At 68.5% G+C, this 25871-nt stretch carries 28 protein-coding genes; 18 read left to right on the top strand and 10 right to left on the bottom strand.

The window, feature by feature from the left end; translation table 11 throughout:
- Positions 1-72 precede the first annotated feature (72 nt).
- The 4 genes from ASF52_RS11485 to ASF52_RS11470 all read right to left on the bottom strand — a co-directional run bounded on the left by ASF52_RS11485 (position 73) and on the right by ASF52_RS11470 (position 4035).
- A complete protein-coding gene (locus ASF52_RS11485) occupies positions 73-543 on the bottom strand; it encodes a hypothetical protein (RefSeq protein WP_056171879.1) in 471 nt (156 codons plus the stop codon).
- Positions 544-722: 179 nt separating this feature from the next.
- Positions 723-1097 carry a hypothetical protein gene (locus tag ASF52_RS11480; protein ID WP_056171877.1) on the bottom strand — a complete coding sequence of 125 codons (375 nt, stop codon included), beginning with the start codon at positions 1095-1097 and terminating at the stop codon, positions 723-725.
- A gap of 112 nt (positions 1098-1209) precedes the next feature.
- The gene (locus tag ASF52_RS11475; protein WP_056171875.1) at positions 1210-3060 is read right to left on the bottom strand and encodes a methylmalonyl-CoA mutase subunit beta; all 1851 of its coding nucleotides are present in this window, start codon (positions 3058-3060) and stop codon (positions 1210-1212) included.
- A gap of 171 nt (positions 3061-3231) precedes the next feature.
- Positions 3232-4035: an undecaprenyl-diphosphate phosphatase gene (locus tag ASF52_RS11470; protein ID WP_056171873.1), complete on the bottom strand. Its 804-nt coding sequence runs from the start codon at positions 4033-4035 to the stop codon at positions 3232-3234.
- Between the two features lie 245 nt (positions 4036-4280).
- On the opposite strand from ASF52_RS11470, the gene ASF52_RS11465 reads away from it, so the two are divergent.
- From ASF52_RS11465 to ASF52_RS11455, 3 genes are all read left to right on the top strand, one after another.
- Positions 4281-4973: a glutathione S-transferase family protein gene (locus ASF52_RS11465; RefSeq protein WP_056171871.1), complete on the top strand. Its 693-nt coding sequence runs from the start codon at positions 4281-4283 to the stop codon at positions 4971-4973.
- 65 nt (positions 4974-5038) lie between these two features.
- Entirely contained in the window at positions 5039-6181 is a 1143-nt protein-coding gene (gene queG, locus ASF52_RS11460) for a tRNA epoxyqueuosine(34) reductase QueG (protein ID WP_274533791.1), read from the top strand.
- Complete coding sequence (locus ASF52_RS11455) at positions 6178-7044, top strand: SDR family oxidoreductase (protein ID WP_056171870.1); 867 nt, start codon at positions 6178-6180, stop codon at positions 7042-7044. Before queG ends, ASF52_RS11455 begins: the two co-directional genes overlap by 4 nt.
- A gap of 3 nt (positions 7045-7047) precedes the next feature.
- On the opposite strand, the gene ASF52_RS11450 is transcribed toward ASF52_RS11455, so the two are convergent.
- The 3 genes from ASF52_RS11450 to ASF52_RS11440 form a co-directional block, all read right to left on the bottom strand.
- The gene (locus ASF52_RS11450) at positions 7048-8166 is read right to left on the bottom strand and encodes an acyltransferase family protein (RefSeq protein ID WP_056171868.1); all 1119 of its coding nucleotides are present in this window, start codon (positions 8164-8166) and stop codon (positions 7048-7050) included.
- Between the two features lie 63 nt (positions 8167-8229).
- Positions 8230-9258 (bottom strand): GNAT family N-acetyltransferase, encoded by a 1029-nt coding sequence (locus tag ASF52_RS11445; protein WP_056171865.1) that lies wholly within the window; start codon positions 9256-9258, stop codon positions 8230-8232.
- Between the two features lie 201 nt (positions 9259-9459).
- Complete coding sequence (locus ASF52_RS11440) at positions 9460-9846, bottom strand: hypothetical protein (protein ID WP_056171863.1); 387 nt, start codon at positions 9844-9846, stop codon at positions 9460-9462.
- A gap of 169 nt (positions 9847-10015) precedes the next feature.
- On the opposite strand from ASF52_RS11440, the gene ASF52_RS11435 reads away from it, so the two are divergent.
- The 15 genes from ASF52_RS11435 to ASF52_RS11365 all read left to right on the top strand — a co-directional run bounded on the left by ASF52_RS11435 (position 10016) and on the right by ASF52_RS11365 (position 23677).
- A complete protein-coding gene (locus ASF52_RS11435) occupies positions 10016-11548 on the top strand; it encodes a helicase HerA-like domain-containing protein (RefSeq protein WP_056171862.1) in 1533 nt (510 codons plus the stop codon).
- 217 nt (positions 11549-11765) lie between these two features.
- A complete protein-coding gene (rplU, locus tag ASF52_RS11430) occupies positions 11766-12080 on the top strand; it encodes a 50S ribosomal protein L21 (RefSeq protein WP_056087079.1) in 315 nt (104 codons plus the stop codon).
- 38 nt (positions 12081-12118) lie between these two features.
- Positions 12119-12385 carry a 50S ribosomal protein L27 gene (rpmA, locus tag ASF52_RS11425; protein WP_056171859.1) on the top strand — a complete coding sequence of 89 codons (267 nt, stop codon included), beginning with the start codon at positions 12119-12121 and terminating at the stop codon, positions 12383-12385.
- 127 nt (positions 12386-12512) lie between these two features.
- Positions 12513-12977: a hypothetical protein gene (locus tag ASF52_RS11420; protein ID WP_056171858.1), complete on the top strand. Its 465-nt coding sequence runs from the start codon at positions 12513-12515 to the stop codon at positions 12975-12977.
- Positions 12978-13059: 82 nt separating this feature from the next.
- Complete coding sequence (gene obgE, locus ASF52_RS11415) at positions 13060-14094, top strand: GTPase ObgE (RefSeq protein WP_056171856.1); 1035 nt, start codon at positions 13060-13062, stop codon at positions 14092-14094.
- Entirely contained in the window at positions 14091-15245 is a 1155-nt protein-coding gene (gene proB / locus ASF52_RS11410; protein WP_244473794.1) for a glutamate 5-kinase, read from the top strand. Before obgE ends, proB begins: the two co-directional genes overlap by 4 nt.
- Before the next feature lie 108 nt (positions 15246-15353).
- Positions 15354-16649, top strand: coding sequence for a glutamate-5-semialdehyde dehydrogenase (locus ASF52_RS11405; RefSeq protein WP_056172183.1), 1296 nt, complete (start codon positions 15354-15356; stop codon positions 16647-16649).
- Between the two features lie 36 nt (positions 16650-16685).
- Positions 16686-17369, top strand: coding sequence for a nicotinate-nucleotide adenylyltransferase (locus tag ASF52_RS11400; protein ID WP_082483749.1), 684 nt, complete (start codon positions 16686-16688; stop codon positions 17367-17369).
- Positions 17366-17809 (top strand): ribosome silencing factor, encoded by a 444-nt coding sequence (gene rsfS, locus ASF52_RS11395; protein WP_082478728.1) that lies wholly within the window; start codon positions 17366-17368, stop codon positions 17807-17809. Before ASF52_RS11400 ends, rsfS begins: the two co-directional genes overlap by 4 nt.
- 22 nt (positions 17810-17831) lie before the next feature.
- A complete protein-coding gene (rlmH, locus tag ASF52_RS11390; RefSeq protein WP_056171854.1) occupies positions 17832-18329 on the top strand; it encodes a 23S rRNA (pseudouridine(1915)-N(3))-methyltransferase RlmH in 498 nt (165 codons plus the stop codon).
- Positions 18330-18457: 128 nt separating this feature from the next.
- A complete protein-coding gene (locus tag ASF52_RS11385) occupies positions 18458-19726 on the top strand; it encodes a peptidoglycan DD-metalloendopeptidase family protein (protein WP_082483748.1) in 1269 nt (422 codons plus the stop codon).
- Positions 19726-21045, top strand: a complete 1320-nt coding sequence (locus tag ASF52_RS11380; RefSeq protein ID WP_056171849.1) for a S41 family peptidase — start codon at positions 19726-19728, stop codon at positions 21043-21045. Before ASF52_RS11385 ends, ASF52_RS11380 begins: the two co-directional genes overlap by 1 nt.
- Before the next feature lie 131 nt (positions 21046-21176).
- The gene (locus ASF52_RS11375; RefSeq protein WP_056171846.1) at positions 21177-22388 is read left to right on the top strand and encodes a divergent polysaccharide deacetylase family protein; all 1212 of its coding nucleotides are present in this window, start codon (positions 21177-21179) and stop codon (positions 22386-22388) included.
- Between the two features lie 69 nt (positions 22389-22457).
- The gene (locus tag ASF52_RS11370; protein WP_244472853.1) at positions 22458-23015 is read left to right on the top strand and encodes an RNA pyrophosphohydrolase; all 558 of its coding nucleotides are present in this window, start codon (positions 22458-22460) and stop codon (positions 23013-23015) included.
- A gap of 41 nt (positions 23016-23056) precedes the next feature.
- Positions 23057-23677 carry a DUF2939 domain-containing protein gene (locus ASF52_RS11365; RefSeq protein WP_056171844.1) on the top strand — a complete coding sequence of 207 codons (621 nt, stop codon included), beginning with the start codon at positions 23057-23059 and terminating at the stop codon, positions 23675-23677.
- A 100-nt stretch (positions 23678-23777) separates the two neighbouring features.
- Here ASF52_RS11365 and ASF52_RS11360 read toward each other — a convergent pair whose 3' ends face one another.
- The 3 genes from ASF52_RS11360 to ASF52_RS11350 form a co-directional block, all read right to left on the bottom strand.
- Positions 23778-24857 (bottom strand): ROK family protein, encoded by a 1080-nt coding sequence (locus tag ASF52_RS11360; RefSeq protein WP_056171842.1) that lies wholly within the window; start codon positions 24855-24857, stop codon positions 23778-23780.
- 160 nt (positions 24858-25017) lie between these two features.
- Positions 25018-25386, bottom strand: coding sequence for a hypothetical protein (locus ASF52_RS11355; RefSeq protein ID WP_056171840.1), 369 nt, complete (start codon positions 25384-25386; stop codon positions 25018-25020).
- 22 nt (positions 25387-25408) lie between these two features.
- A complete protein-coding gene (locus tag ASF52_RS11350) occupies positions 25409-25852 on the bottom strand; it encodes a response regulator (RefSeq protein ID WP_056171839.1) in 444 nt (147 codons plus the stop codon).
- Between the last annotated feature and the right edge of the window lie 19 nt (positions 25853-25871).

Genomic DNA, 25871 nt, shown 5'->3' with positions numbered 1-25871 from the left:
TCCATCCGTGCAACGCTGCACCGATGCCGTACCCTATCGCACGAACCTGAAGGAAAAACCCAGGTCCGCGTCCTATTCGGCCGTCCGGCTCACGGCGAGGATGTCGGCCGTATCCAGGGCGGCCTCCGCCCGCTCGAAGGCGGGTTCGGCGCTGGCGACATCCTGGCGCGTCAGCACCGGCTGGAGTTGGCCGGCGAGCTGCTCGCCGAGGTGGCGGGTGTAGGCGGTGCGGAAGAACCGCTCGCCGCTGCCGCGGCCGTAGAGTCCGTCATGCGCCCGCACCATGGCGTCGACCTCCGGCCGGCACAGGAAGCCGATGACCCCGGCGGCCTCGTACCAGCGCCCCGCCCGCGCATGCTTCATCGCGGTGGGATTCGCCAGGATGGTCTCGGCGAAGCACGCCGTCGCGGCGGTTTCGAGGGGGGACATCACCGCGTGCGGTCGGGCCGGATTCCGGGGCGCGGCCCCGGCCTCGGACCCGAAGCCCGTCAGGACCGCGATGGCGCCCAACAGCCGAATCGTCCCGAGCAAGCCAGTCTTCATCGCGCCACGCCCCGATCGAACCCTGCTTCGAATCCGAACGAGTATTCCGTGGGAATTTCGGCGGGAACAGGGCCGGGATGCCGATCAGCGCGGTTTGCGCCCGTCGTGTCACCGGCGCATCACAGGGGTGGACCGGTCCGCGCGACGGCGCAGGGTGGGATGCGCCGTTCCACGCTGTGTCAGCTGCGCCGCTCGGCGTTCCAGCGTCCGCTGCAGCCGATGAGACCCGTGGTGTTCCAGGTTCCGCCGCCCGTGCCCTGGCGCCCGAGCCGTCCCACCACGTCGGCCTTGTCCGAACCCCGGCTGATCACGGCACGCACGGAGCCGTTGCCCGAGACCCGGCCGTTGATGCTGAACTCGCCGCCCGCATAGGTCGCCTCACCCCGGCGGATCTGGACGCCGTAGCGGTAGGCGCGGTCGCACGGCCCGTCGAGGGTGACCACCTCGATGCTCCACGCGCCATCGTACCGATGCGGCACCTGGACCTTCTTGGTGGCGGCCGTCGCAGGTCCCGTCAGAACCAGGAGGGCAGCGGTAAGAAGTTGAAGGCGCATGGTTTTCCGCTCCGGAGATAGTACGGCAACGCTCGTAGAACGCCCCGGACGCCGGTTCGGTTGCGGCTTCGGCGTACCGCGGTCTGGTCGTCAGCGCGCCACAGCTTGGTCTTCAGCGTGCCGCAGCTTGCGCCTCCGTGAGCAGGGCCAGCAGGTCGCAGCCGGCGAACAGGAAGTCGTGGACGCCGGCCGCCTTCAGCGCGTCGTTCAGCTCCCCGGGCTTGCCCGCGAGGTAGATCCGCTCAGCGCCGGCCGCCTTCAGGGCCTGCGCCACCGCCACCGCCCTGGCGGCGTAGACCGCGTCCGACGAGCACAGGCAGGCGATGCGGGCCCCCGATTTCGTGAACGCCTGCGCCGCGGCCTCGGCCTCCTCGAACCCGTCCTCGTTCACCGCCTCGATGCCGCCGGCCGCGAACGCATTGGCGGCAAACGTCGAACGGGCATTGAACACCGCCACCGCGCCGAGATTGGCGAGGAACACCCGCGGTCGCTTGCCGGTCGCGGCGAGGTGCGTATCGGACGCATCGCGAAGCGCCTCGTAGGGCTCGGCCAGACGGCGCGAGGGCAGGGGCGCGCAGGTGAGGGTCTCGCCCGCGCCGAACGGAACGGCCTCTCCGGGCACTGGTGCGACGTCCAGAACGGTCACCGGCTTCTCGGCCAGGAACGGGAATTCGCTTGCCCCGGTCAGGGCTTCACGCCGGGTGGCGACGTTCCGCGTACGGGTCTCGGCGGTCTCGGCGATCCGGGCCTGGAGGGTGCCGGCGCGAAGGCTCGCGACGATGCCGCCCTCGGCCTCGATGGCCTGGAACGCGCTCCAGGCAGTCCGGGTCAGCTCGTCCGTCAGGGTCTCGAAGCTGCCGGCCCCCGCCGCCGGATCGGCGACCCGGGCGAGGTTGGATTCCTCGATCAGGACGATCTGGCTGTTGCGCACCACCCGGCGCGCGAAGGCGTCGGCGAGCCCGAGGGCCGCCGTGTAGGGCAGGGCGGTGACGCTGTCGGCGCCGCCGAGGCCGGCCGACCCCGCCGCCATGGAGGTGCGGAGGATGTTCACGAACGGATCGTTGCGGTTCATCATCCGCCACGCCGTTTCCGCGTGCAGCCGTAAGGGCTTGGGGTCGAGCCCGCAGGCCGCCTCGACCCGGGCCCAGAGCCGGCGCATGGCCCGGAATTTGGCGATGGTCAGGAACTCGTCGGCATCGGCCACCAACAGGATCGCGATGGCGTCGCGGGCACGGGCGAGATCGTGGCTGCCGGTTTCGAGCGCGCGCAGGTAGGCGACCGCCGTCGCGAGGCTGGCTGCGAGTTCCACCGCCTCGCTGGCACCGGCCTCGTGGTAGGGGCGCCCATCGGCGAGGCCCACCCGGCCGTCGAAACCCGCTTCGTCGAAGCGCGCGAGCGTATCCGACAGGTCCTTGGCGAAGTCCGCGCCGAGGCGGCCCGTCGCCGCGAAAGTGCCGATGGGATCGAGACCGAGATCGAGGTCGAGGCCGGCCAGGGCCTCGCCCCGCCGCTCGGCCACCCCCTTCAGCAGGGTCGCGGCCTCGACACCCCGGCCGCCCGCATCGAGGCGAATGGCGATGAGGGGCAGCATCACGCTGGCGAGCGCCGCGTCCAGTTCCTCGACGGTGGCGGCGCTCAGTCCGTAGCCCCTGGCCGAGGGGGCACCTGAAAAGACGAGGGTCAGGGCATCGGCGCCGCCTTCGAGATCGGCGAGCGCCAGCGCCTGGGCAGGCTCCGCCTGCGGGTGATCGACCCGTTGCGCGATGCGCCAGGGCCCGGGCGCCCGCATGGGCTGGGCTACGGGGGCTGCCGGTTCGTAGAGGGGTTCGACCCGGATGCCGTCGGCGGTCTTCGAGACGAGGCGCTTCTCGAAATCCCCGCCTTTCAGCACGCCGTCGACGAGGCCGAGCCAGCGCTCGCGGGTCGCAGGCGGAAACAGGTCGGCGAGGGGACGGTCTTCCATCGTTCGGGCCTTCGATCGGGGCACCGGCCGCAGAGGGCCGGTCACAGCATCAATGTCCGGAAAAGCCCTTGCACGGTGGCGCACGCCGAAGCAATCGCCCCCGATCCCGGATATCGAATACGCCGGCCCGGTCTCGGAATTGCCCTCCGGTCCTCGCCGGCGTGGCGCGCCTCAACCGAAGACGATCAACCCGAAGAAGCCGAGGGACCCGACGATGATGCGCCACCATGCGAACAGGCGAAAGCCGTGGGCGGAGACGTAGTCGAGCACCGTACGGACCACGAACAGGGCGGAGAAGAACGCGACGATGAAGCCGACGACGATGAGGCCGGTTTCGTCGCGGGAGAGGTTCTTGTAGTTGTCGAGCAGGTCCTTGGCGAAGGCACCGGCCATGGTGGGGATCGCGAGGTAGAACGAGAATTCCGTCGCGGAGCGCTTGTCGGCACCCATGAGCATCGCACCCACGATGGTGGCGCCGGAGCGCGACACACCGGGAATCATCGCGATGCACTGGAACAGGCCGATCTTGAAATCCATCGGCAGGGAGAAGTCGAACACGTCGCGCTTCTTCACCTCCAGATCCGTCTCGTCGAGCACGAGGAGGACGAGGCCGCCCGCCACGAGGGTCGCGCACACGATCCACGGATTGAAGAGGTAGTACTTGATGTACTTGGAGAAGAGGCCGCCGACGATGGCCGCCGGCAGGAACGCGAGGAGGATGCCGAACACGAAGCGGCGGGCGTTGGGATCGCTCGGGAGAGCTTTGGCGATGCCGAGCAGACGCCCGAAATAGACCGCCAGGATCGCCAGGATCGCACCGAGCTGGATCAGCACCTCGAAGGTGTTGTTGGGCGACTGGAAGCCGATGAAGTGGCCGACCAGGAGCTGGTGCCCCGTGGACGAGACGGGGATGAACTCCGTCGCGCCTTCCACCACGGCGAGGACGACCGCCTTCGCGATGCTCATCGCATCCATCATCGTATCGCCTCGCTTCAAGTTGTAGAGCATTGTGTCGCGGCGTGGCCACGCAGGTCACGCGCCGGGCACGGCCTCGGATTCAATCCGAGCCATCGACCATGACGGTTGACGGATGGTTACCGCCTTTGGCTGAGCGTGTTAATGAGGCGGCAACGATCGAGCAATAAGTCTGGAGGGGCGACCCTCTGCGAGGGGCCCGATACGGCTCGTCCCCGGCAGCTTCCCCCGTCCGAACGGCCTCGATGGCGACGCTTCACCACTCCCCCTTCTGCCCCCATTCGCGCTTCATCCGCCTCGTGCTTGCCGAGATGGGGATGGAGCCCTCCCTGCTGGAGGAACGCCCGTGGGAGCGGCGCGACGCCTTCCTGATCATCAACCCGGCCGGCACGACGCCGGTGCTGGTGGAGCAATCGGGGCTGGCGATTCCGGGAGCCGGCATCATCGCCGAGTATCTCGACGAGACGCGGGGGCTCGGCCTCAGCGGCCGGCGCCTCTTGCCCGAGACCACGGCGGCCCGCGTCGAGGTCCGCCGGCTCCTCGACTGGTTCCTGGTCAAGTTCGATGCGGAGGTGACGGGCTACCTCGTCACGGAAAAGATCTTCAAGCGCTTCATGAACAGTGCCGCGGGTGGCGGGCCCCCGGACATGAACGCCATCCGGGCGGCGCGCACCAATGTGCGCTATCACCTGAAGTACATCGGCTACCTCATGTCCCGCCGCAAATGGATTGCGGGCGACCATCTGACCTATGCGGATCTGGCGGCGGCCGCCCACCTCTCCTGCGTGGATTACCTCGGCGACGTACCATGGGACGAGGACGAGACGGCGCGGGACTGGTACGCACGGGTGAAGTCGCGCCCGTGCTTCCGCACGCTCCTGGCCGACCGGGTGCCGGGCATGGCGCCGGCCGACCACTACGCGGACCTGGACTTCTGACCGACGGCCCGACGAAAGTCCGTCCACCGCGCAAGATTCTGGCGGGGGACGACCTGCGCCGGGCCGTGGAGACCCGCGCCCGGCACCTCGGCTTCGACGATGTGCGCGTGACCCGGCCCGATGCGGTGCCGGCCCTGGTCGAGCGCCTGCCGACATGGCTCGCCGCCGGCCATCACGGCGACATGGCCTGGATGGTGGACCGGGCCGACCAGCGCGCCGACCCGGCGACCCTGTGGCCGGGGGTGCGCAGCGTGATCATGCTCGGCATGAGCTACGGGCCGGAGGAAAATCCCCTCGCGGCGTCGGACCGGCGCGACCGGGGCGCCATCGCGGCCTATGCGCAGCGGCGCGACTATCACGAGGTGATGAAGGGCAAGCTCAAGGAACTCGGGGGCTACCTCTCGGCCAAGGGCGACGTGCGCGTGAAGGTGTTCGTGGACACCGCGCCGGTGATGGAGAAGCCCCTGGCCGAGGCCGCCGGCCTCGGCTGGCAGGGCAAGCACACGGTCCTCGTCTCGCGCGCCCACGGCAACTGGCTCCTGCTCGGAGCGATCTACACCTCGGCCGATCTCGCGGCGGACGCGCCCGAGACCGACCATTGCGGCTCGTGCCGGCGCTGCCTCGATATCTGTCCGACCGACGCGTTTCCGGCGCCCTACCAGCTCGATGCCAGACGCTGCATCTCCTACCTCACCATCGAGCATGAGGGTCCGATTCCCCGCGCGTTTCGCGCCGCCATCGGCAATCGCATCTTCGGCTGCGACGACTGCCTAGCGGTCTGTCCCTGGAACAAGTTCGCGGCGATCGCGGGGGAAGGGCGGCTCGCCGCGCGGGCCGACCTGGCGGCTCCCCCCCTCGCCGATCTGGCCCGGCTCGACGACGCAGGGTTCCGGACGCGGTTCGCCGGGACCCCGATCAAGCGCACGGGCCGAGACCGATTCCTGCGGAACGTCCTCATCGCCATCGGCAATTCCGGATCGGCCGCGCTCGCACCCGAGGTGGTACGCTGCCTCAGCGATCCCGCGCCCCTGGTGCGCGGCATGGCGGTCTGGGCCGCCACCCGCCTCTTCGACGCGGACGCCCTGCGGGCCGCATTCGAGGAGCACGGTCGGCAGGAAACGGATGACGCGGTCCGGGCTGAATGGCAGAACGGCCTGACTCAGAATGGCCCGTTGGGATCGATCGCGCAGGAACTACGAGACTCATGAACCTCTTCGTCTTCGGCCTCGGCTTCACGGCTCGCCGGTTCGTCGAACGGGCCTCGGGCCGCTTCGCCGAGGTCCGTGCCACGGTGACCGATCCGTCGCGGCCCGGGGCCGGCCTCGCCGGCGTGGCTCTTCGGACGTTCGGGCCGGACGGCGACGACGACCGCATCGCCGCCGATCTCGCCGATACCGATGTGCTCCTCGTCTCGGCTCCCCCCGGGCGGGAGGGCGACACGGTTCTGACTGGCTACGGCGATGCCATTCGCGAGAGTCGCATCGGCTGGATCGGTTACCTCTCGACCATCGGCGTCTACGGTGACCAGCAGGGTGCGTGGATCGACGAGACGACGGAGCCGCGTCCGACGAGCCAGCGCTCGCACGGGCGCCTCGCCGTGGAAGCGGCCTGGCTCACCCTTGGGCGCGAGTCCAACAAGGCCGTGCAGGTGTTCCGCCTGGCCGGCATCTACGGGCCTGGCCGAAACCCGATCGTCAAGTTGCGCGAGGGCAAGTCGCAGCGGATCATCAAGGCCGGACAGGTGTTCAACCGCATCCATGTGGACGATATCGCGACCACGCTGCTCGCCTCCCTCGACCGGCCCCGGGCCGGGGCGGTCTACAACGTCACGGACGACGCACCGACCGCGCCACAGGTGGTGACCGAGCACGCAGCCAGCCTCGCGGGCCTGCCCCTGCCGCCGGAGATCGATTTCGAGACCGCGGATCTCAGTCAGATGGCGCGCAGCTTCTACGGCGAGAACAAGCGCGTGCGGAACCGGCTGATCCGCGAGGAACTCGGCGTCGATCTCGCCTATCCGACCTACCGCGAGGGACTGGCCGCCCTCGTGGCGGATGCGCGCGCGCCTTAGACTTCAGGCCCGGCCCTGGGTGGGCTGCGCCCATCCGAGCCGCCACAGAGCGCCGAAGAGGGCCGCCCGTGCCGGCTTCGGACGCTCCACGGCACGGGCGGCGGCGATCGCAACAGCCTGGGCCACGAGCCACGCCGCCGCGAAGGTCGCAACATCGCCGGTCCGACCCGACGCCCAGCCGAAGTGGGCGCGAACGGAGAACACCAGGACCAGGATCGGCATGTGCACCACGTAGAGGGTGTAGGAGAACGAGGCTGCGCCTTCCCAGCGCGCGAAAGTCCGTGCGGCGGGCGCCTCGTTCGTCGCCAGACCGAGCAGAGCGACGGCCAGGGGCAGTCCCAGTGCAGCCTGGTAGGCGAGGAACGGCCCCCACGCGCTCATGGCATCGACGAAGCCGGGGTTCGCCGCGAAGGCCAGGGGTGCGCCGAGCGCGAGCCCCGCGATGGGGAGAACGACCGGTGTCGCCGCCAGCCGGCGTAGGCCGGGATGTCCCCCGAGCCGGGCCGCGCCCACGCCCGCCCCGAACAGGGCCAGGGATTGCAGGTAGAAGAACCGATTGGCCGTCACGAGAACGAGCCCCGAAGCGAGGACGATCCCCGTGGCGCGCCAGGCTCCACGCCCGACGATGGCCAGGGTGGCGAAGGCGGCGACCGCGTAGAGGTAGACCTCCTGGCGCAGGGACCAGAGCGGATTGTCGATGACGAAGGTCGCGTCGCTGGGGGCGAACGTCAGGGTGATGCCCCGCAGGAAGGCGAGGACGCCCATGGTGTAAGGCTCCCCCGTCCGGGTCAGGAGGGGGAGGCCGGCCCGGCCGAGGATGCCCACCGCGAAGGTGAGGGCGATGGCGAAGATCAAGGGGGGCGCGATGCGGGCCACCCGGTGGACCGCGTAGGGCACGAGGAAGCGGCCATCCCGCCCGGCCATCCGGCCGAGACTCGTGGCGATGACGAAACCGCTGAGGGCGAAGAAGGTCATCACCGAGACTCGGCCGATCCAGCCGGTGATGGCCGCTCCTGTCCCATGGGTGGGCAGGAACGCCATCTCCACCGCGTGGGTGAGCACCACCGCCTGCGCGGCGAGACCCCGCACACCGTCGAGCGCCTCGTATCGATAGCCCCGCATCCGTCCCGCCCCTCCGGCCCGCGGGACCGGGTTGCCGGAGGGATGCGGTTCCCGCAAGCCGCGTTACGCGGCCTTGCGGTTCGCGGTGGGGCCGAAATGATCGATGTAGCGCGCGGCGATGGCCGAGACCGGCAGGACCACGAATACGTCGGTGGTGCCGAACTGATGATCGACCACGGCCCCGTCGCCGAAGGTCGCGCCGACCCGGAGGTAGCCCTTGATCAGGGGCGGCAGGGATTGAAGGGCGGCTTTCGGGTCCACGGCTTCGCGGGCGAGGCGGTCCATGGCGACGTAACGTGCGGGCAGGGCCGTGGCGCCCCAGCCTTCCGGCGCGCGGGCGTGATGATGGAGGAAGCTCAAGGGGAGGGCGAGGCGGTCCGGATCGGTGCCCTCCAGGCTGGCGCAGCCGAGCATGGCATCGATGCGGTGGTGTTGGACGTAGGCCCAGATTCCGGCCCAGAGCAGTTCCACCGTGCGCTTGGTCCGGTAGGGCTTGAGGACACAGGAGCGGCCGAGTTCGAGGAAGCGCTCGCCCGGATGCGCGGCGAGGAGGGGCGCGATGTCGTACTCGGCCTCCGTGTAGAAGCCGAAATGCCGGTCGGCCGTCTCCTGGCGCAGGAGGCGGTAGGTGCCCACCACCTTCGGGCGGGGGCGCCGGAACGGGGTCTCGTCCGTGGCTGCGTGATCGATGACGAGGAGGTGGTCGCAGACCGTGTCGTAGGCATCGATATCCCGGCGCGAAAGCAGGGACAGGCCGGTGGCCACCGCCTGCATCTCCTCGAAGAACACCCGGTAGCGCAGGCGCTGCGCCCGGCGAATCTCGGACACGGAAGTCGCCAGCCGAACCTCGAGATTGCCGATGCGTCCGAGGCTCGGATCGAGGCCTGGGGCCGGGAACGGCTTCTTCAGGCGCGGCGTGAACTTGATCGGTACGGAACCGGGCGGGATGAGCGCCCGCCCGTGTGGGGTGGGCACTCCCAAAAGGCCTGCTTCGCTGCGCTTGCGCTTCATTCGGGTGAAGGGCGCATGAACGTGCGTCTCCCAACCGGTGAGCCACGCCGCGGATGCCTCTCGCGCGAAGTTCGGAACCATGGTCGAATCCGCCTGTCGGGATCGCGAGACGGGCTCACCCCGGAGCCCTGAACCTCACGCCTTCGGGACGCCACAACACCATGCGGCGCACACGCTTTTATGACACGGATTCGCCAAGTGCGAGAGCGAGTTGAGGCGCTTAGCCGACACCTCTCCGGCAGCCCGCACGTGCGTAGCCGCCGAAGTGGATCGAATGGATGGTCAGACGAACTGATTCAGGCCGGGGATCGAGCCGACGATGGGCCCCATGACGTCCTCGCCGGCCTTCTCGCGGCCGTAGGCGAACAGCTCCCGGCCGAGCGGCTGCATCTGGCCCATGGGGACACCGGCCGCCATGAGTTTCTGACCCAGCGCCATCACGCCGCCGCCCATCATGCCACCGAGCATGCCCATCAGACCGCCGCCGCCTTCGCCCGCATTGGACTCCGCAATGGTGGTCTCAGAACCGGGAAGGGTGGCGAGGAGCTGGCTGACTTCGGTGGCGGGCCCTTCCTTCTGGAGGAAGGCCAGAATGTGGCCGATGGCCGTCTGGGCGGTCGCGGCGTCCAGCCCCGTCACGGTGGTGACGCGGGCAATCAACTCTTCCATCTCGGGTCGCTCCAGAGCATTCGGGATTTTGTCTGTCCGGCCTTGCCGCGGGTAAATCAAGGGTGGCAGCCGCGTCAGGCCTCTGTTGCTGGAAAATGCCGCGCCCAGGCCGCATAACCCACCTGAGCGAGGCGGCACGCCGCTTCTCAGCATCGGGGAGTGGGCGATCATGCAGGGCGACGGCACAATCCTCGTGGGCAAGAGTCTCCTGAAGGGGGGCGGCACCAAGCCGGAGGCACTCACCCTGCGGCTCGCCAACCGCCATGGCCTCGTGGCGGGCGCCACCGGCACCGGCAAGACCGTGACCCTGCAAGTGATGGCCGAGGGCTTTTCGAATGCCGGGGTCCCGGTCTTCGCCGCCGACATCAAGGGGGATTTGTCCGGGCTCGCCGCCGCCGGGGAAGCGAAGCCTCATTTCGTCGAACGTGCCGAGCAGCTTGGTATTCCGTACGAGCCCGACCGCTTCCCGGTGGTGTTCTGGGATCTGTTCGGCGACCAGGGGCATCCGATCCGCGCGACCGTGATCGAGATGGGGCCCCTGGTTCTCGCCCGCCTGTTGGAACTCAACGACACCCAGGAGGGCGTCCTCAACATCGCCTTCCGGATTGCCGACGACAACGAATGGCCGGTTCTCGACCTCAAGGATCTGCGTGCCCTCCTGCTCTACGTCTCGGAGAACCTGAAGGCGATCTCGGGCCAGTACGGCAACGCCTCGGCGGCGAGCGTGGGGGCCATCCAGCGTCAGCTGCTGATGCTGGAGAATCAGGGTGCAGACCAGTTTTTCGGCGAGCCGGCCCTGGACCTCAACGATTTCATGAAGACCGACCGCGAAGGGCGCGGCATCGTCAACATCCTGGCCGCCGACAAGCTCATGCAGCGGCCCCGGCTCTACGCCGCCTTCCTGTTGTGGATGCTGTCGGAGCTGTTCGAGCAATTGCCCGAGGTGGGAGACCTCGACAAGCCCAAGCTCGTCTTCTTCTTCGACGAGGCCCACCTGCTGTTCGACGATGCGCCCAAAGCGCTTCTCGATGCCGTCGAGCAGGTGGTGCGGCTGATCCGCTCCAAGGGTGTCGGCGTCTACTTCGTCACCCAGAACCCCCTCGATGTCCCCGAGTCGGTTCTCGGTCAGCTCGGCAACCGGGTGCAGCACGCCTTGCGCGCCTTCACGCCGCGCGACCAGCGTGCGGTGAAGTCGGCGGCCGAGACGTTTCGCCAGAATCCGGGTTTCGATGTCGCCAAGGCCATCACCGAACTCGGCGTCGGCGAGGCCTTGATGAGCTTCCTCGAAGCGAAGGGAACGCCTTCCATCGTCGAGCGGGCCCTCGTCGCTCCGCCCCAGGGCCGCGTCGGCCCCATCACGCCGGCCGAGCGAGCGAGCCTCATGGCGAACAGCCCCGTGCGGGGGAAGTACGATGCGGCGGTCGACAACGAGAGCGCCTACGAGATCCTGGCCAAGCGCAAGGGTTTGGATTCCGCGCCGGCAGAGGCGGCTCAGCAAGCCGAGGGCGGTCTGACGGGCATGCTCGGTGGATTGCTCGGCAGCGTCTTCGGCTCGAAACCCGCTGCAAAGGGGCGCCGCCCTCCACAAACCCTCGCCGAACAGGTCATCGGTAACGCTGCCCGTTCCATGGCGCGCAAGGTTGGAACGGAGGTGGGGAACGCGATCCTTCGCAATGTGCTGGGCGGGCTGACCAAGCGTTGAATTCGTGGCACGCGGCTCTTGCCCGAACCGGCATCGCATTGACAAATCACCCCCATCGCGCCTATGCACCAGCGCAATGCGCGGCTTCCTCGACGAAGTCCGCGCGTTTCGCGTTCGCGCCCGGCTCGACCCGGTGTCGCGGATGACCTGAACAAGAAGACGGTCCAGGTTCACCTGACGGTGAGCGGGAGGCCGGCAGAGAACACGAAAGAGAACGATGTTCGCAGTCATCAAGACGGGCGGCAAGCAGTATCGCGTTGCCGCCAACGACACCATCACGATCGCCACCCTCGAGGGTGAAGCCGGCTCCACCGTGACCTTCGGGGACGTGCTCCTTTTCGCCGACGGCGCTGGCGCCACTCAGATCGGCGCGCCGCTGCTCTCGGGCATCAGCGTCACCGGCGAGATCGTCAGCCATGGCCGCGACGCGAAGGTCATCGCCTTCAAGAAGCGCCGCCGCCAGAACTCGCGCCGCAAGCGGGGCCACCGCCAGCACCACACGGTGGTTCGCATCACCGGCATCAGCGCCTGACGGTCGGATCGTTTTTCGAGATTTCGGAGTAAGCCACAATGGCCCATAAAAAAGCAGGCGGCTCGTCCCGCAACGGCCGCGATTCCGCCGGCCAGCGCCTCGGCGTGAAGAAGTTCGGCTCGGAAGCCGTCATCGCCGGCAACATCATCGTGCGCCAGCGCGGCACCAAGTGGCATCCCGGCGCCAATGTGGGCATGGGTACGGATCATACCCTGTTCGCCAAGACCGATGGCCGGGTGCTTTTCATGACCAAGCGCGGTCGTGCCTTCGTCACCGTCGTGCCGCTGCAGGAAGCTGCCGAGTAACGAACTTTTCTTTCGGTCGCCCGGCCTTCCGGTCGGTCGGGGCATGGATGGGGGAGGATGGGTATCCATCCTCCCTTTCGTCGTCTGAGGCGGAGTAGGTTCCGCCCACAGCGATGGGGTCGAGGCCATGAAGCGTACCCTTGCCGTATCGGGCGCGGCTGCCCTGGCGGCCTTCGGGTTTGCCGCTCTCCTGTTGCGTGGCTTGGACCACCCCCAGCCAGCACCCGGTGTCGTCGCGACGACGTCTGCGATGCCGACGCTGTACTGTGAATTCTACAATTTCGTCGGCCGCGCTCCGAAGGTCGGGTTCACCTTCTCGACCTCGCGCGCCAACGAAGCTCCGGCCTTCGCCCAAGTGAACCAGATCGAGGCGGACGGGACGCGGACCGCTTTTGGCGCGGACAGCGAGCCGTCACGGAATTGGACTTTCGAGGCGGGAGACCCGCCGAATCTGGTTTCGCCCGACGATGCCATCCGCATCCTCCTTTACGGATACGAGGGCACCACGTCCGCCGGGACGTGGTTCGAAGCCGGACTTCGGAGTATCCAGTACCTGAACCTCGACGGGAAATGCCGTCGCGGCGGCGCCTGACGCCGATACCGGCATCCCGCCGGAGCCGACCCGCGAGACCGCTTCGCGTGTCCGAGACGAATGAAGTGAGACGAGCAGTACCGTGAAATTCCTCGACGAAGCCAAGGTCTACGTGCGCTCCGGCGACGGTGGTGCCGGATGCGTGGCCTTCCGGCGTGAAAAGTTCATCGAATTCGGCGGTCCCAACGGCGGCGACGGCGGCCGCGGTGGCGACGTCTGGGTCGAGTGCGTCGACGGTCTCAACACCCTGATCGACTACCGATACCAGCAGCATTTCAAGGCCAAGAAGGGCGAGCACGGCATGGGCTCGAACCGCCACGGGGCCAACGGCGCCGACGTGGTGCTCAAGGTGCCGGCCGGGACTGAGATCATCGCCGAGGACGGCGAGACCCTGATCGCCGACATGACCCATATCGGCCAGCGGGTACGCTTGGCCAAGGGAGGCAACGGCGGCTTCGGAAACGCCTATTTCACCACCTCGACGAACCGTGCCCCCAAGCATGCCAACCCGGGCCTCGAGGGCCACGAGCAATGGGTCTGGCTGCGCCTGAAGCTCATCGCCGATGCGGGCTTGGTCGGCCTGCCGAATGCCGGTAAATCGACGTTCCTCGCCACCGTGACGGCGGCCAAGCCGAAGATCGCCGATTACCCCTTCACCACCCTGCACCCCGGCCTCGGCGTCGTCCGCTCGGACGAGCGGGAATTCGTTCTCGCGGATATTCCCGGTCTCATCGAGGGCGCACACGACGGCGTCGGCCTCGGCGACCGGTTCCTCGCCCATGTCGAGCGCTGCCGCGTGCTCCTGCACCTCGTCGAGGCCACCAACGAGCATGCGGGCAAGACCTACAAGCTCGTCCGCAAGGAACTCGAGGCCTATGGCGGCGGCCTGACCGACAAGCCCGAGATCGTCGCCCTATCGAAGGCCGACGTGGTCGATCCCGACACGCTCAAGGAGCAGGTCGCCCGGCTCAAGCGCGCCTCGGGGAAGAAGCCGTTGATCCTGTCGTCGGCGACGGGGCTCGGCGTTCAGGACGCGCTGCGGGCGATCACCCGCTCCATCGCGGAGGCCAAGCGCGCCGAGGCGGAGGCGCAGCCGGCCGATGCGTGGCAGCCGTGAGTGACGCGGCGGTGACTTCGCCGCGTGCATCGACGCCCAACCTCCAGGACTTCCGCCGGATCGTCATCAAGGTCGGTTCGGCACTCCTCGTGGACCGCGCGCGCGGACGTCTGCGCCATGCCTGGCTCGCGGCTCTGGCCGAGGACATCGCCGACCTGCACGCGCAGGGAGCCGACGTCCTCGTCGTCTCCTCGGGCGCCATCGCCCTCGGGCGTACGGTGCTTGGATATCCGCCCGGTACCCTGCGGCTGGAGGAGAGCCAGGCGGCGGCGGCCGTGGGACAGATCGCGCTCGCCCGGCACTGGTCGGAGGCGCTCGGCCACCACGGGATCGCGGCCGGCCAGATCCTGGTGACGCCGCAGGACACCGAGGAGCGCCGACGCTACCTCAACGCCCGCGCCACCGTGCTCAAGCTGCTCGAAGTGCGCGCCGTGCCGGTGGTGAACGAGAACGACACCGTGGCCACCAGCGAGATCCGCTACGGCGACAACGACCGGCTCGCCGCCCGTGTCGCCACCATGATCGGTGCCGACGTCCTGGTGCTCTTCTCCGATATCGACGGCCTCTATACGGCGCCGCCTCACACCGACCCGCTCGCTCGCCATCTTCCGGTGATCGAGCGCATCACCCCCGAGATCGAGGCCATGGCCGGAGGTCCGGCCTCGGAGTTGTCGCGCGGCGGGATGCGCACCAAGGTCGAAGCCGCGAAGATCGCCGCCAGCGGCGGCACCCACATGGTCATCGCCGACGGTCGCGAGAAGAACCCCCTGCACACCATCCTGAAGGGGGGGCGTTGCAGCTGGTTCCTGTCGGGCTCCAACCCGATCGCCGCGCGCAAGGCTTGGATCGCCGGGTCCCTCGAGCCGCGCGGCATCCTCATCGTCGATGACGGTGCCGCCCGCGCGCTTCAGGGGGGAGCCAGCCTGCTGCCGGTGGGCGTCACCGGGATTCACGGCGGATTCGGACGCGGCGACGCCGTGGTGATCCGCGATGCCGCCGGGCGGACCCTCGGGCGTGGCTTGGTGGCCTACGACAGCGATCAGGCCGTGCGGATCATCGGCCGCCCGAGCCGCGAGATCGCCGATCTGCTGACTCATCCCGGCCGCGCCGAAATGGTGCATCGCGACGACCTCGCCATGGTGGGCGAATAGCCGGGTTGTCATGCGTTACGCTTGTTTCCCCAGTATCCGGCATGCGATGACGGGCGGGACAACAGGCGGGCGCGCCGGATCGCGCGACGGCCCGCGAGGATGAAGGCCGTGCCCGTTCTGAATCTGCGTACCGATTTTCAAGCTCCCGATCTGACCGCCGAAATGCATGCCATCGGCCTGCGCGCGCGAGCCGCCGCGCGTGGCATCGCGCTGGCACCAGCTCAGATCAAGGATATCGCGCTCCGCACCATCGCCGAGCGCTTGCGGGGGGCACAGTCCGAGATCCTGACAGAAAACGCCCGGGACGTGGAAGCGGCCCGCGCCGCCGGCCAGACTCAGGCGCTCATCGACCGGCTCACCCTCGATCCCACGCGCCTGAGCGCCATCGCCGACGCCGTCGAGAAGATCGGTGCCTTGCCCGATCCCGTCGGGCGTCAGGTCGCTGCGTTCGAGCGTCCCAATGGCCTGCTGATCGAGCGCATCGCCGTGCCGCTGGGCGTCATCGGCGTGATCTTCGAGAGCCGCCCCAACGTCACCGCCGATGCCGGCGCGCTGTGCCTCAAGGCCGGCAATGCCGCCATCCTGCGCGCCGGGTCCGACAGTCATCGCACGGCCATGGCCATCGCGCGGGCCATGCGGGCCGGTCTGGAAGCGTCCGGACTGCCGGCGGACGCGATCCAGATCGTACCGACCCGTGATCGCGCTGCCGTTGGCGCCATGCTGTCCGGCCTCGACGGCTGCATCGACGTGATCGTGCCCCGGGGCGGGCGCGGTCTGGTGGAACGTGTCCATGCCGAGGCGCGGGTGCCGGTCTTCGCGCACCTCGATGGTATCTGTCACGTCTACGTCGCCGCCGGCGCCGATCTCGACATGGCCCGTACCATCGCCCTCAACAGCAAGATGCGCCGTACGGGTATCTGCGGCGCCGCCGAGACCCTCCTGGTGGATCGCGCCTGCGCCAGCACGCATCTGGCTCCCCTCGTCACGGCTCTCATCGAGGCAGGGTGCGCCGTGCGTGGCGATACGGACGTGCAGGCGGTCGATGCCCGTGTGACGCCGGCCGCGGAGGCGGACTGGCGTACGGAGTACCTCGATGCCATTATCGCCGTCCGAGTGGTCGATGGTCTCGATGCGGCGATCACCCATATCGAAACCTACGGATCGCACCACACCGATTCCATCGTGACCGCCGACCGCGCCGAGGCGACGCGCTTCCTCGCCGAGGTCGATTCCGCCATCGTCGTCCACAACGCCTCGACCCAGTTCGCCGATGGCGGGGAGTTCGGCTTCGGGGCCGAGATCGGTATCGCAACGGGCCGGATGCATGCGCGCGGCCCCGTCGGCGTGGAGCAACTCACCACCTTCAAGTACCGCGTCCACGGGAGTGGGCAGACGCGTCCTTGACGCCTTACTCCGGTCCGCCACCATACGCGGCTTCCGATGCGACTTGACGTGTCGGGACCCGTTCGGCTTCCGCCGGCCTGCCCCGGCCTCCGGATCGGCCTCTACGGCGGCTCGTTCAACCCGGCTCATCTCGGGCATCGGCATGTCAGCCGCGTCGCCCTGCGGCGCCTGGGCCTCGACCGCGTCTGGTGGATGGTCACGCCGGGCAATCCCCTGAAGGACCGGGCCGACCTCGCTTCCATCGACGCGCGCGTCTCGGCCGCTCAGGCTATCGCTGCCCATCCCCGCATCGTGGTGACGGCTTTCGAGAGCCTCATCGGTGCTCGCTACACTCGGCAAAGCCTTCGCTACCTCACGGACCGCCATCCGGCCGTGCGATTCGTCTGGATCATGGGAGCCGACAGCCTCGCGACATTTCATCGCTGGCAGGGATTCCGTGCGATCGCCGAAACCATGCCCATCGCCATCATCGACCGGCCCGGCTTCACTCTCAAAGGGCCGGTTGCGCGGGGTGCGCAAGCCCTCGGCCGTTGGCGGATCGACGAGGCGGATGCCCGTGTGCTCGCCGATCTCGACCCACCGGCCTGGGTCTTCCTGCACGGTCCACGCTCTCATCTGTCCTCTACGGCCCTGCGAACCGGGGGGCGGAAAGATGGATTGCGCGAAGACGCAACGGGAACGTTCCATGTCGCGCCCATTCAGGGTACGATCCCCGCATGACGATGGCCATTGCAGGAACTGAGACGCTGAACGACGCGGTCCACCAGGGAGCCCCAGGTTCCGACGACGTTGCCGACCGCAAGATCGGCGACCTCAGAGCGCTCGCCCTCGATTGTCTGGAGGACATGAAGGCGGAGGAGACCATCGAGATCGATCTCATGGGTCGGACGTCGCTCGCCGACACCATGATCATCACTTCGGGTCGCTCGCAGCGCCATGTCGGTGCCATCGCTGACCGCATCCTCCAGGACATGAAGGCCAAGGGTCTCGGCTCCGCCCGGGTCGAGGGCATGCCGGCCTGCGACTGGGTGCTGATCGATGCAGGCGACATCATCGTCCACATCTTCCGCCCGGAAGTGCGCGGCTTCTACAATCTCGAGAAGATGTGGGGCGCCGACCGTCCCGCCGTCGACCTGCCCAGCAACGCCCTGGCCGAGTAAGCGACCGCGGGTCGTCGACTCCATGCGGCTCCTCATCGCGGCGGTCGGGCGCCTGAAGGCCGGTCCGGAGCGCGACCTCGCGGCACGCTACCGCGAACGGGCGGCCCAACTCGGCCGCAGTCTCGGCTTTCCAGCCTGCGATACGGTCGAGATTCCCGAGAGCCGTGCACGTCGGCCTCAGGATCGTTGTGCAGAGGAGGGCACGGCCATCCTCGCGCACGCGCAGGGAGCCGCCCTCGTCGTCTACGACGAACGCGGACGCGCCGATCTCACCAGTGAAACCTTCGCCGATCGCGTGGCGGCCTGGCGCGACGCCGCGCGTCCGAGCCTCGCCATCGCCATCGGCGGAGCCGACGGACTCGATCCGGCGGTACGAGCGCGAGCCGATCTCACCCTGTCCTTCGGCGCGGCGACGTTGCCGCATGGCCTTGTGCGCGTGCTGGCCTTGGAGCAGGTGTATCGAGCGCTGACGATCCTCGCCGGCCATCCCTATCATCGCGGAAACCTCGACGAACGATGACGGCGGCCAGGCCATGGATGGCGGCACGGAGGGGAGGGCGCAGCATGTGCGCGCTCGCCCTGACCGGCCTCGTCGTGACCACGCCGGCCGCAGCGCAGGAATCTGCCAGGCAAGAGTCTGCCAGGGAAATGACTCCGAAAGACCCAAGCGCCAAGTCACCGGCAGCCGAACCGGATGCGGTTCAGAAAGCCGTCGAGGAAAAGAACCGACGTGCCGAGAACTTGAAGCGCATCGAGGAGGCACTCGCGGCCTCGACGGGGACGCGTGCGCAACTCGAGGCCGAAATCACATCCATCGGCGGCGACCGGGCCAAATTCAATACGGCCCTCCTGGATGCGACCCGTCAGGCTCAGGCGACGGAAGACCGGATGACCCGGTTGGAAGAGCGTCTCAAGACCCTTGGGGCCTCCGAGGCGGCCATCCGCCGGTCGCTGGACGGGCGGCGCGGCGTCATCGCCGAGATCCTCGCAGCTCTCCAGCGCATGGGTCGTCGGCCGCCTCCCGCGGTGCTGGTGCGTCCCGAGGACGTGCTCGCCGTTATCCGAACTTCGATGCTGCTCGGTGCCGTGGTGCCCGAACTGCGCGGCGAAGCCGAGACCTTGGCGGCCGACCTCACCGAACTCGTGCGCCTGAAAGGTCTCATCGCCGCCGATCGCGAGGGTTTGAAGAACGATCTCGCCGGATGGGCGCGGGAGCAGCAGCGCCTCAACGGCCTCATGGCTGCCCGAAAGGCGCGGCTGGCCGAGGTGGAGAGCGGCTTGGCGACCGAACGCTCACGCACCGCCGAACTCGGCCTCCAGGCCCGCACCCTCAAGGAACTCCTGGAGCGGATGGAAGGCGAGGTGGCCTCCGCACGCCGTGCGGCGGACGAGGCGCGTGCGGCCGAGACCCGGGAGGCGCGCGCCACGCAGGAGCGCTTCGCCGCCGCCGGTATCCGCGACCCGGCGCGCCTCGCCCCCAAGGTTCGGTTCGCGGACACACGTGGCGATCTGCCTCGGCCTGTGAGCGGAGCGCTGACGCGCGGCTTCAACCAAACCGACGCCAATGGTGGCACCACCCGCGGCATTTCGCTCACCACCCGACCCAAAGCCGTGGTTTCGTCACCGGCCGATGGCTGGGTCTCCTTCGCCGGCCAGTTTCGGTCGTATGGCCGACTCTTGATCATCAATGCCGGCGATGGCTACTATCTACTGCTGGCGGGGATGGATCAGATCGACGTCGAGGTCGGCCAGTTCGTCCTGGCGGGCGAGCCCGTGGCGGCCATGGGCGAGGGCGGTGCGGGTACGACCCCGGCCGGCGGCGATCCGGTGTTATACGTCGAGTTCAGAAAAGACGGCGGCTCCATCGATCCGGAGCCTTGGTGGGCCAAAAGCCCCAGCGAGAAGGTTCGCGGATAATGCGCAAGGTTTCCCTCGTTCTCCTCGGCGCGTTCATCGGCGTCGGGTCCTCCATGGTCGCGACCCAGACCCGCCTGCTGTCGGGGACCAGCGCCGTGGCGGCCTCGGCCGAGACCTATCGCCAACTGAGCCTGTTCGGCGATGTGTTCGAGAAGGTCCGCACCGACTACGTCGAGAAGCCCGACGAGGCCAAGATCATCGAGGCGGCGGTGAACGGCATGCTCACGTCGCTCGATCCGCATTCGAGCTACATGGACTCGAAGAGCTTCCGCGACATGCAGGTGCAGACCCGCGGCGAGTTCGGTGGTCTCGGTATCGAGGTCACCATGGAAGACGGTCTGATCAAGGTCGTCACCCCCATCGACGATACGCCCGCGTCGAAGGCCGGCATCCTTTCCAATGACGTGATCACCCAGATCGACGAGGATCAGGTCCAGGGACTCACCCTGAATCAGGCCGTGGACAAGATGCGTGGCCCGGTGAACTCGCCGGTCAAGCTCAAGATCAGCCGCAAGGAGTCGAAGGACCCCATCGAGGTCGTGCTCAACCGCGACGTGATCAAGATCAAGCCCGTGCGCTCGCGCGCCGAGGGCGGCGACGTCGGCTACATCCGCCTGACCCAGTTCAACGAACAGACCTTCGACGGGCTGCGGTCGGCCATCGACAAGCTCAACGGCGAGATCGGCGCCGACAAGCTCAAGGGCTACGTCCTCGATCTGCGCAACAACCCGGGTGGCCTCCTCGATCAGGCCGTGATGGTCTCCGACGCGTTCCTCGATCGCGGCGAGATCGTCTCGACCCGCGGCCGCAATCCCGACGAGACGCAGCGCTTCTCGGCGAAATCCGGTGATCTGACCAAGGGCAAGCCCATCGTCGTACTGGTCAACGGCGGCTCGGCCTCGGCCTCCGAGATCGTGGCCGGCGCCCTGCAGGATCATAAGCGCGCGACGGTGCTCGGCACCCGCTCGTTCGGCAAGGGCTCGGTGCAGTCGATCATTCCGCTCGGCGGCAGCGGCGCCCTGCGCCTGACCACGGCACGCTACTACACCCCGTCGGGTCGCTCGATCCAGGCCAAGGGCATCGAGCCGGATCAGGAGGTGCTGCAGGAGGTGCCGGACGAGCTCAAGGGCAAGGACGAGACCAAGGGCGAGGCCGGCCTGAAGGGCCACCTCAAGCAGAAGGACGTCGAGGAGCGCGGTGGATCCTCCGCCTACGTTCCGCCCGACCCGGCCAAGGACAAGCAACTCACGGCCGCCTTCGACTACCTGCGCGGCATCCAGAAGGGTGCGTCCAACACCAAGACGACGGTTCCGAACTGACCCGGCACACGGTCGCTTTTTAGGGAAGCGTTAACCATGGCGGCCCCCAATGTCGGTTCAGAACCGATATCGGGGGCCGCTTTCGTTTCAGGAGGCGGTTGCCGTTCTCGTCCCGACCCTGAGGGAAGCGGCTGAGCGTGGCCTCCGACGACATCCTGACCCGGCCTCTCGGCGCCAAGCGAACCCCACGGGAGCGCCTTCGCAGCCTCAACGCCACGTACCTGACCCCACGGATGGTGACAGGGGGCCTCGTCCTCGGCCTCGTCGGTGGCCTGAGCATCCTCGGCGCCGTCGGCGATCCGCAGGGAGGCGAGCCGGTGGCCGTCGCCACCATCGCCCTGCGCGACCCGCCGCCCGTGCCGACCGCTGCGGTCCCGGTGCCCGAGAAACCGGTCGCAGCCCAGCGCTCGGCCGATGCCGTCGAGACCGCCTCCGGTGTCACCGTGGTGCGCGCGGGCGGCGGCAATGCGCCGAGCGACGCCGTGGTGATCCGTGTTCCCGATGCGGCACCGGTCAAGCTCGCATCCGCCCCCGACCCGCGCCTCGTCGAGCGCGGACGCCACGGCAGCGTGCCGCGCCTCGGTGAAGGGCGAATCCGCCCCCTCGACGTTTATGCCCGGCCCGATCCCGGGACCACCGGCCCACGCATCGCCATCCTGGTGTCGGGGCTCGGCATCGGGCAGGCCGCCACCGCCAGTGCCATCACCCGGCTGCCGCCGGAGGTCAGCTTCGCCTTCGCCCCCTACGGCGGCGACCTCGAACGGACCGTGGCGCGCGCCCGGGAAGCCGGCCACGAGGCGCTTCTTCAGGCACCCATGGAGCCGTTCGACTATCCCGACAGCGATCCGGGGCCACAGACCCTGCTTACGGCAGCGCGTCCGCCGGAGAACCTCGACCGGCTTGCCTGGGCCATGAGCCGCTTCCAAGGCTTCGTCGGCATCGTCAACTACATGGGCGCCAAGCTGACGAGCGATGCCGCCGCCTTCGAGCCGGTGCTGCGCGAGATCGCCGCGCGCGGTCTCGGCTACGTCGACGACGGCACCTCGCCGCGTTCCATCGCCACCACCCTCGGTGCCAAGGCGAAGGTTCCTCTGGCACGGGCCGAGTTCGTCCTCGACGCCCTGCCCCGGCCCGAGGCCATCGATCGGGAACTCGCGCGGGCCGAAGCGCAGGCCCGTGCCAAGGGCTTCGTCCTGGTGTCCGCCACCGCGATGCCGATGACCATCGACCGGATCGCGCGTTGGTCGAAGGACCTCGAAGCACGCGGCGTGCGGCTCGTGCCCGTGAGCGTCGCCCTGCGTGCGGCTTCGGGGAGCGCCCGCCTCAGCAGCGCCGCGCCCTGAGTGTCGGGCCGATACGATTCTTCGCATCGTGCCGCCATCGTGCGTTGCGGCGCGGGGATGGGGTGCCCTATGGTCGCGCCGATGACAGCCCTCCCGAACGACGACGGCACCGGATTGCCGTACCGCCCCTGCGTCGGGATCACGTTGATCGCACGCACCGGTCTCGTATTCATCGGTCGTCGCCGCGCCGATGCCGGTCCGGAACACGTTGCCGATGGCCGTGCCTGGCAGATGCCGCAGGGCGGGATCGACCCCGGCGAGGCCCCCAAGGATGCGGCCTTGCGTGAACTCTACGAGGAAACCAACGTCGCACCCGGCTCCGTCCGGCTGCTGGCCGAAGCGCCCGACTGGCTGACCTACGATCTTCCGCCAGCGGTGATGAAGCAGGCCTGGAAGGGGCGTTATCGCGGGCAGACGCAGAGGTGGTTCGCCTTCGGTTTCCTCGGCGACGACAGCGAGATCGATGTCGCGTCACCCGGTGGGGGTGCCCACGCGTCCGAGTTCGATGCTTGGCGGTGGCAACCCATGGCTGGATTGCCGGACCTCATCGTACCGTTCAAACGGCCCATCTACGAGGGTGTGGTCGCGGCGTTCGGTGGTTTGACCGACTGGTGCGTTCCGGCGTGAGCTCCAGCACTCTCCCGGCTCGCCGGTAAGGCTGCCCACCGATGCGCTGGTGGTCGATCCCCGTTGTACTGGCGCTGTGCTGGTTCGTGTTCACCCTGACGCCGTTCTGGGCGCTCTACGACCTCGCCCGTGCCGTGCAGGCGCATGACGTGGCCTATATCGAGCGCCACGTGAACTTCCGCACCCTGCGGCTGTCGGTGATCCGACAGGCCGCCGCCGCCGCGCAGGCCCGTGGCGAAACGGGCGGTGCGGAACCGCGCGAGCGCCAGCGCGTGACCGATGCCCTGGTGGCCCTCGCAATCCCCATCGCCGAATCCCTTGTAACGCCTCAAACCGTGGTCGACCTCCTAGACGACGGCTGGCCCCAATCCATCGACCTCGGCCCCCCGGAGCCCCGCCAAGGAGACACACCCGCCGACCTGCGCAAGCCCGGGCTGCATGCCGAGGGCTTCCGCCGGCTCGTCCCGTTCTACCTGTCCTCCGAGATGCGCGGCTTTCGCACCGTGGTCATTCCGGTCCCGCCCGACGCGAAGCGGGATCGCCGATTCCGCCTGCGCCTGCGCCTGCGCGGCTGGACATGGCGCCTCGTGGACATCGAGCTACCCGAGGAATTGCGCGAGCGGATCGCGCAGAAGCTCGCCCGTACGGGGCGGAGCCGTTAAGGCGAGGGTGCCAGGGATATAGGACCGGTTACTGGCCCCGGTTTGGTTGGGCCGGATCCGAGTGTTCGCTTCGCCAGAGCCAGCTTCTCAGGTCTATCTCTCAGGCAGCCGCATCGTCGGCGTTCCGGTTGGTGAAGCGAGCGTTGCCCAGGCCGGTGCCGATGGTGAGGATGCCCCAGCGGGTCACCTCCTGTCGGTACGGCACCTCGCTCAGGCCCTGCACGACGGCATCGTTGTGCATCACCACCATGGTGGCGTGGTCGCCGATCCGCGGGATCGCCGCGACGAGGCGCTCGGCGAGGTTGAAGCGGTCGCTCTCCCAGTTGCCGGGCAGGTTCTGTCCACCGCGGTCGATGGTGCCGTCCGCTTCGATAACGCCGGGGCAGCCGATGCCGATGAAGGGCGCCAACGTGAGATTGGCCCGGCCCGCTCGCCGGATCAGGTCGTTGAGCATCCCGATGAGCCGATCCACGGCGGCGTCGCGGGTCGGTGCCGGATCCTCGTCGCGGTGACGCCAGATCTCGGAGCGCCAGACCGCGCTCCGGGACAGGTCGGGCGCCTTGCGGAGGTTCGTCGCGACGACCCCGGCGCGGATGTTGGTGCCGCCGATATCGACGGCGAGCAGGCTGTCGTATCCGGCGAAGATCCAGGCCGGTGCGAGGTGGACCGACCCGATGAGGCCGGCTTCGTCGGGGTGGTGGCGGATCGGCTCCAGGGTTAGATCGAGGCCGGCGGCCCGCAGGAGCACACCGGCCCGGGCGATGGCGAGGTGCCCGACGCGGCTGTCGCTGAAGCCGCCCCCGACCACGATGCTCTCCGTGTCACGCCAGCCCTTCTGACGCAGGAAGCGGCGCACCACACGCGCGAGTTCCTGGGCGAACTCCTCGATGGCGCTGAAGATCAGGCCGGAGCTCAAGGGATCGCTGCCGTCCAGCGCCCGATCGAGCGCCTTCTTGCTGAGGTCGGCACTGGGCTTGTCGCCGAAAGGATCGGGGCCGGCCTTGCGCAGGGTTTCCCGCCACGTTTCCAGGATCTCGCGAAACGCCTTCTTCGAGACCTTGTCGCCGACGAACCCGTCGTCGGCCTTCAATTCGCTGTTGTAGTCGTCGACGATCACCGAAGGCAGTCGATGGGCGGCATGTGCGATGCCCGCCTCGCGGGTGAGGATGTCCGTCGCCATGCCGATACGCTGCCCCTGGATACGCGGTCGCCCCCTCAACGCGGCATCCGCTTCAGTGGATGGCGGTACGCGCGAGCGGGCGCCGCGGTCCTAACGCGGCGCCCAAGGCATGGGAAGCCGACCGCACCCCCAGGGGTGGGCCGGCCTGGATATCGGGTCGTCAGTTCGCCTTCGGCGCGGCCGGCGCGGCCTCGGCCGGGGGGGCCTTCGGCTCGCGGGTTTCCAGAACCTCCTCGGCCTTCTCCTCGTCGGTGTCGCCGCCGCGCTCGATTGCCTTTGCGGGATTGGCTGCGAGCGCCTTGACGATCGCGACGAGGCGTTCGCACTCGGGACCGTACTGGTAGGTCTCGAGCACGATGGCGGCGTCGCGCAGGGTACGAAGATCGCGCACGGTCTGCTTGTTGGCCGCCTCGCGCAGCTGGCTCTTCGCCGCGATGGCCTCTTCGAGCTTGGCTGCCTTCACGTCGCAGGCGGAAGCGACGCCCGTGGAGGCGATCACGAAGGCGAGGGTGGTGAGGATGGTGCGCATCGGTGGGTCCGGGGGCTGGCGCTCAGGCGTGGTGGGCGGGTGAGCGCAGGATGTCGTTGGCCAGGGCCACGAGGGCGCTGAGGCGATAGGGCTTCGGTACGAACACCGAGTCCGTCACGGCGTCGCCGTGGGCAAGATGGCCGCGTCCGCCCGAGGTGTAGACGACGGGCAGGTCGGGGCGAACCCGGCGCGCACGCTGAGCCAGGGCGAGACCGTTCGTGTTGCGGGCCAGATCGATATCGGTGAAGAGCAGATCGACCCGCTCACGGGCCAGGATGCCCTCCGCTTCATCCGCATCGGACGCGGTGAGAACGCGATAGCCTTCCTCCAGAAGCGCCTCGGCGGCAAGCTCGCAGACCATGATCTCGTCCTCGACGATGAGCACGGTCTCGGCGATCCCGCAGGAGCCGAAGACGGACGGGGTGAAGCTGGGCAGGGCGAGGGCGGCGCAGGCGAATGGGATCATGACGCAACTCCTACTCACC

The organism is Methylobacterium sp. Leaf112 (genome assembly GCF_001423295.1).
Classification (GTDB): Bacteria; Pseudomonadota; Alphaproteobacteria; order Rhizobiales; family Beijerinckiaceae; genus Methylobacterium.
Note: the sequence above shows the minus strand (reverse complement) of the source record. Positions and strands in the feature narration are given on the sequence as shown.

What these genes read in the sequence shown, in the direction of transcription:
- ASF52_RS11445 (WP_056171865.1), bottom strand. Translation starts at nt 9,258, where the DNA reads ATGGTTCCGAACTTCGCGCGAGAGGCATCCGCGGCGTGGCTCACCGGT.
- ASF52_RS11475 (WP_056171875.1), bottom strand. Translation starts at nt 3,060, where the DNA reads ATGGAAGACCGTCCCCTCGCCGACCTGTTTCCGCCTGCGACCCGCGAG.
- rlmH (WP_056171854.1), top strand. Translation starts at nt 17,832, where the DNA reads ATGCGGCTCCTCATCGCGGCGGTCGGGCGCCTGAAGGCCGGTCCGGAG.
- ASF52_RS11370 (WP_244472853.1), top strand. Translation starts at nt 22,458, where the DNA reads ATGGTCGCGCCGATGACAGCCCTCCCGAACGACGACGGCACCGGATTG.
- ASF52_RS11365 (WP_056171844.1), top strand. Translation starts at nt 23,057, where the DNA reads ATGCGCTGGTGGTCGATCCCCGTTGTACTGGCGCTGTGCTGGTTCGTG.
- ASF52_RS11485 (WP_056171879.1), bottom strand. Translation starts at nt 543, where the DNA reads ATGAAGACTGGCTTGCTCGGGACGATTCGGCTGTTGGGCGCCATCGCG.
- ASF52_RS11455 (WP_056171870.1), top strand. Translation starts at nt 6,178, where the DNA reads ATGAACCTCTTCGTCTTCGGCCTCGGCTTCACGGCTCGCCGGTTCGTC.
- rsfS (WP_082478728.1), top strand. Translation starts at nt 17,366, where the DNA reads ATGACGATGGCCATTGCAGGAACTGAGACGCTGAACGACGCGGTCCAC.
- ASF52_RS11355 (WP_056171840.1), bottom strand. Translation starts at nt 25,386, where the DNA reads ATGCGCACCATCCTCACCACCCTCGCCTTCGTGATCGCCTCCACGGGC.
- ASF52_RS11435 (WP_056171862.1), top strand. Translation starts at nt 10,016, where the DNA reads ATGCAGGGCGACGGCACAATCCTCGTGGGCAAGAGTCTCCTGAAGGGG.
- ASF52_RS11400 (WP_082483749.1), top strand. Translation starts at nt 16,686, where the DNA reads ATGCGACTTGACGTGTCGGGACCCGTTCGGCTTCCGCCGGCCTGCCCC.
- ASF52_RS11350 (WP_056171839.1), bottom strand. Translation starts at nt 25,852, where the DNA reads ATGATCCCATTCGCCTGCGCCGCCCTCGCCCTGCCCAGCTTCACCCCG.
- ASF52_RS11450 (WP_056171868.1), bottom strand. Translation starts at nt 8,166, where the DNA reads ATGCGGGGCTATCGATACGAGGCGCTCGACGGTGTGCGGGGTCTCGCC.
- ASF52_RS11440 (WP_056171863.1), bottom strand. Translation starts at nt 9,846, where the DNA reads ATGGAAGAGTTGATTGCCCGCGTCACCACCGTGACGGGGCTGGACGCC.
- ASF52_RS11360 (WP_056171842.1), bottom strand. Translation starts at nt 24,857, where the DNA reads ATGGCGACGGACATCCTCACCCGCGAGGCGGGCATCGCACATGCCGCC.
- ASF52_RS11465 (WP_056171871.1), top strand. Translation starts at nt 4,281, where the DNA reads ATGGCGACGCTTCACCACTCCCCCTTCTGCCCCCATTCGCGCTTCATC.
- ASF52_RS11385 (WP_082483748.1), top strand. Translation starts at nt 18,458, where the DNA reads ATGACTCCGAAAGACCCAAGCGCCAAGTCACCGGCAGCCGAACCGGAT.
- ASF52_RS11380 (WP_056171849.1), top strand. Translation starts at nt 19,726, where the DNA reads ATGCGCAAGGTTTCCCTCGTTCTCCTCGGCGCGTTCATCGGCGTCGGG.
- ASF52_RS11420 (WP_056171858.1), top strand. Translation starts at nt 12,513, where the DNA reads ATGAAGCGTACCCTTGCCGTATCGGGCGCGGCTGCCCTGGCGGCCTTC.
- ASF52_RS11480 (WP_056171877.1), bottom strand. Translation starts at nt 1,097, where the DNA reads ATGCGCCTTCAACTTCTTACCGCTGCCCTCCTGGTTCTGACGGGACCT.
- rpmA (WP_056171859.1), top strand. Translation starts at nt 12,119, where the DNA reads ATGGCCCATAAAAAAGCAGGCGGCTCGTCCCGCAACGGCCGCGATTCC.
- rplU (WP_056087079.1), top strand. Translation starts at nt 11,766, where the DNA reads ATGTTCGCAGTCATCAAGACGGGCGGCAAGCAGTATCGCGTTGCCGCC.
- ASF52_RS11470 (WP_056171873.1), bottom strand. Translation starts at nt 4,035, where the DNA reads ATGGATGCGATGAGCATCGCGAAGGCGGTCGTCCTCGCCGTGGTGGAA.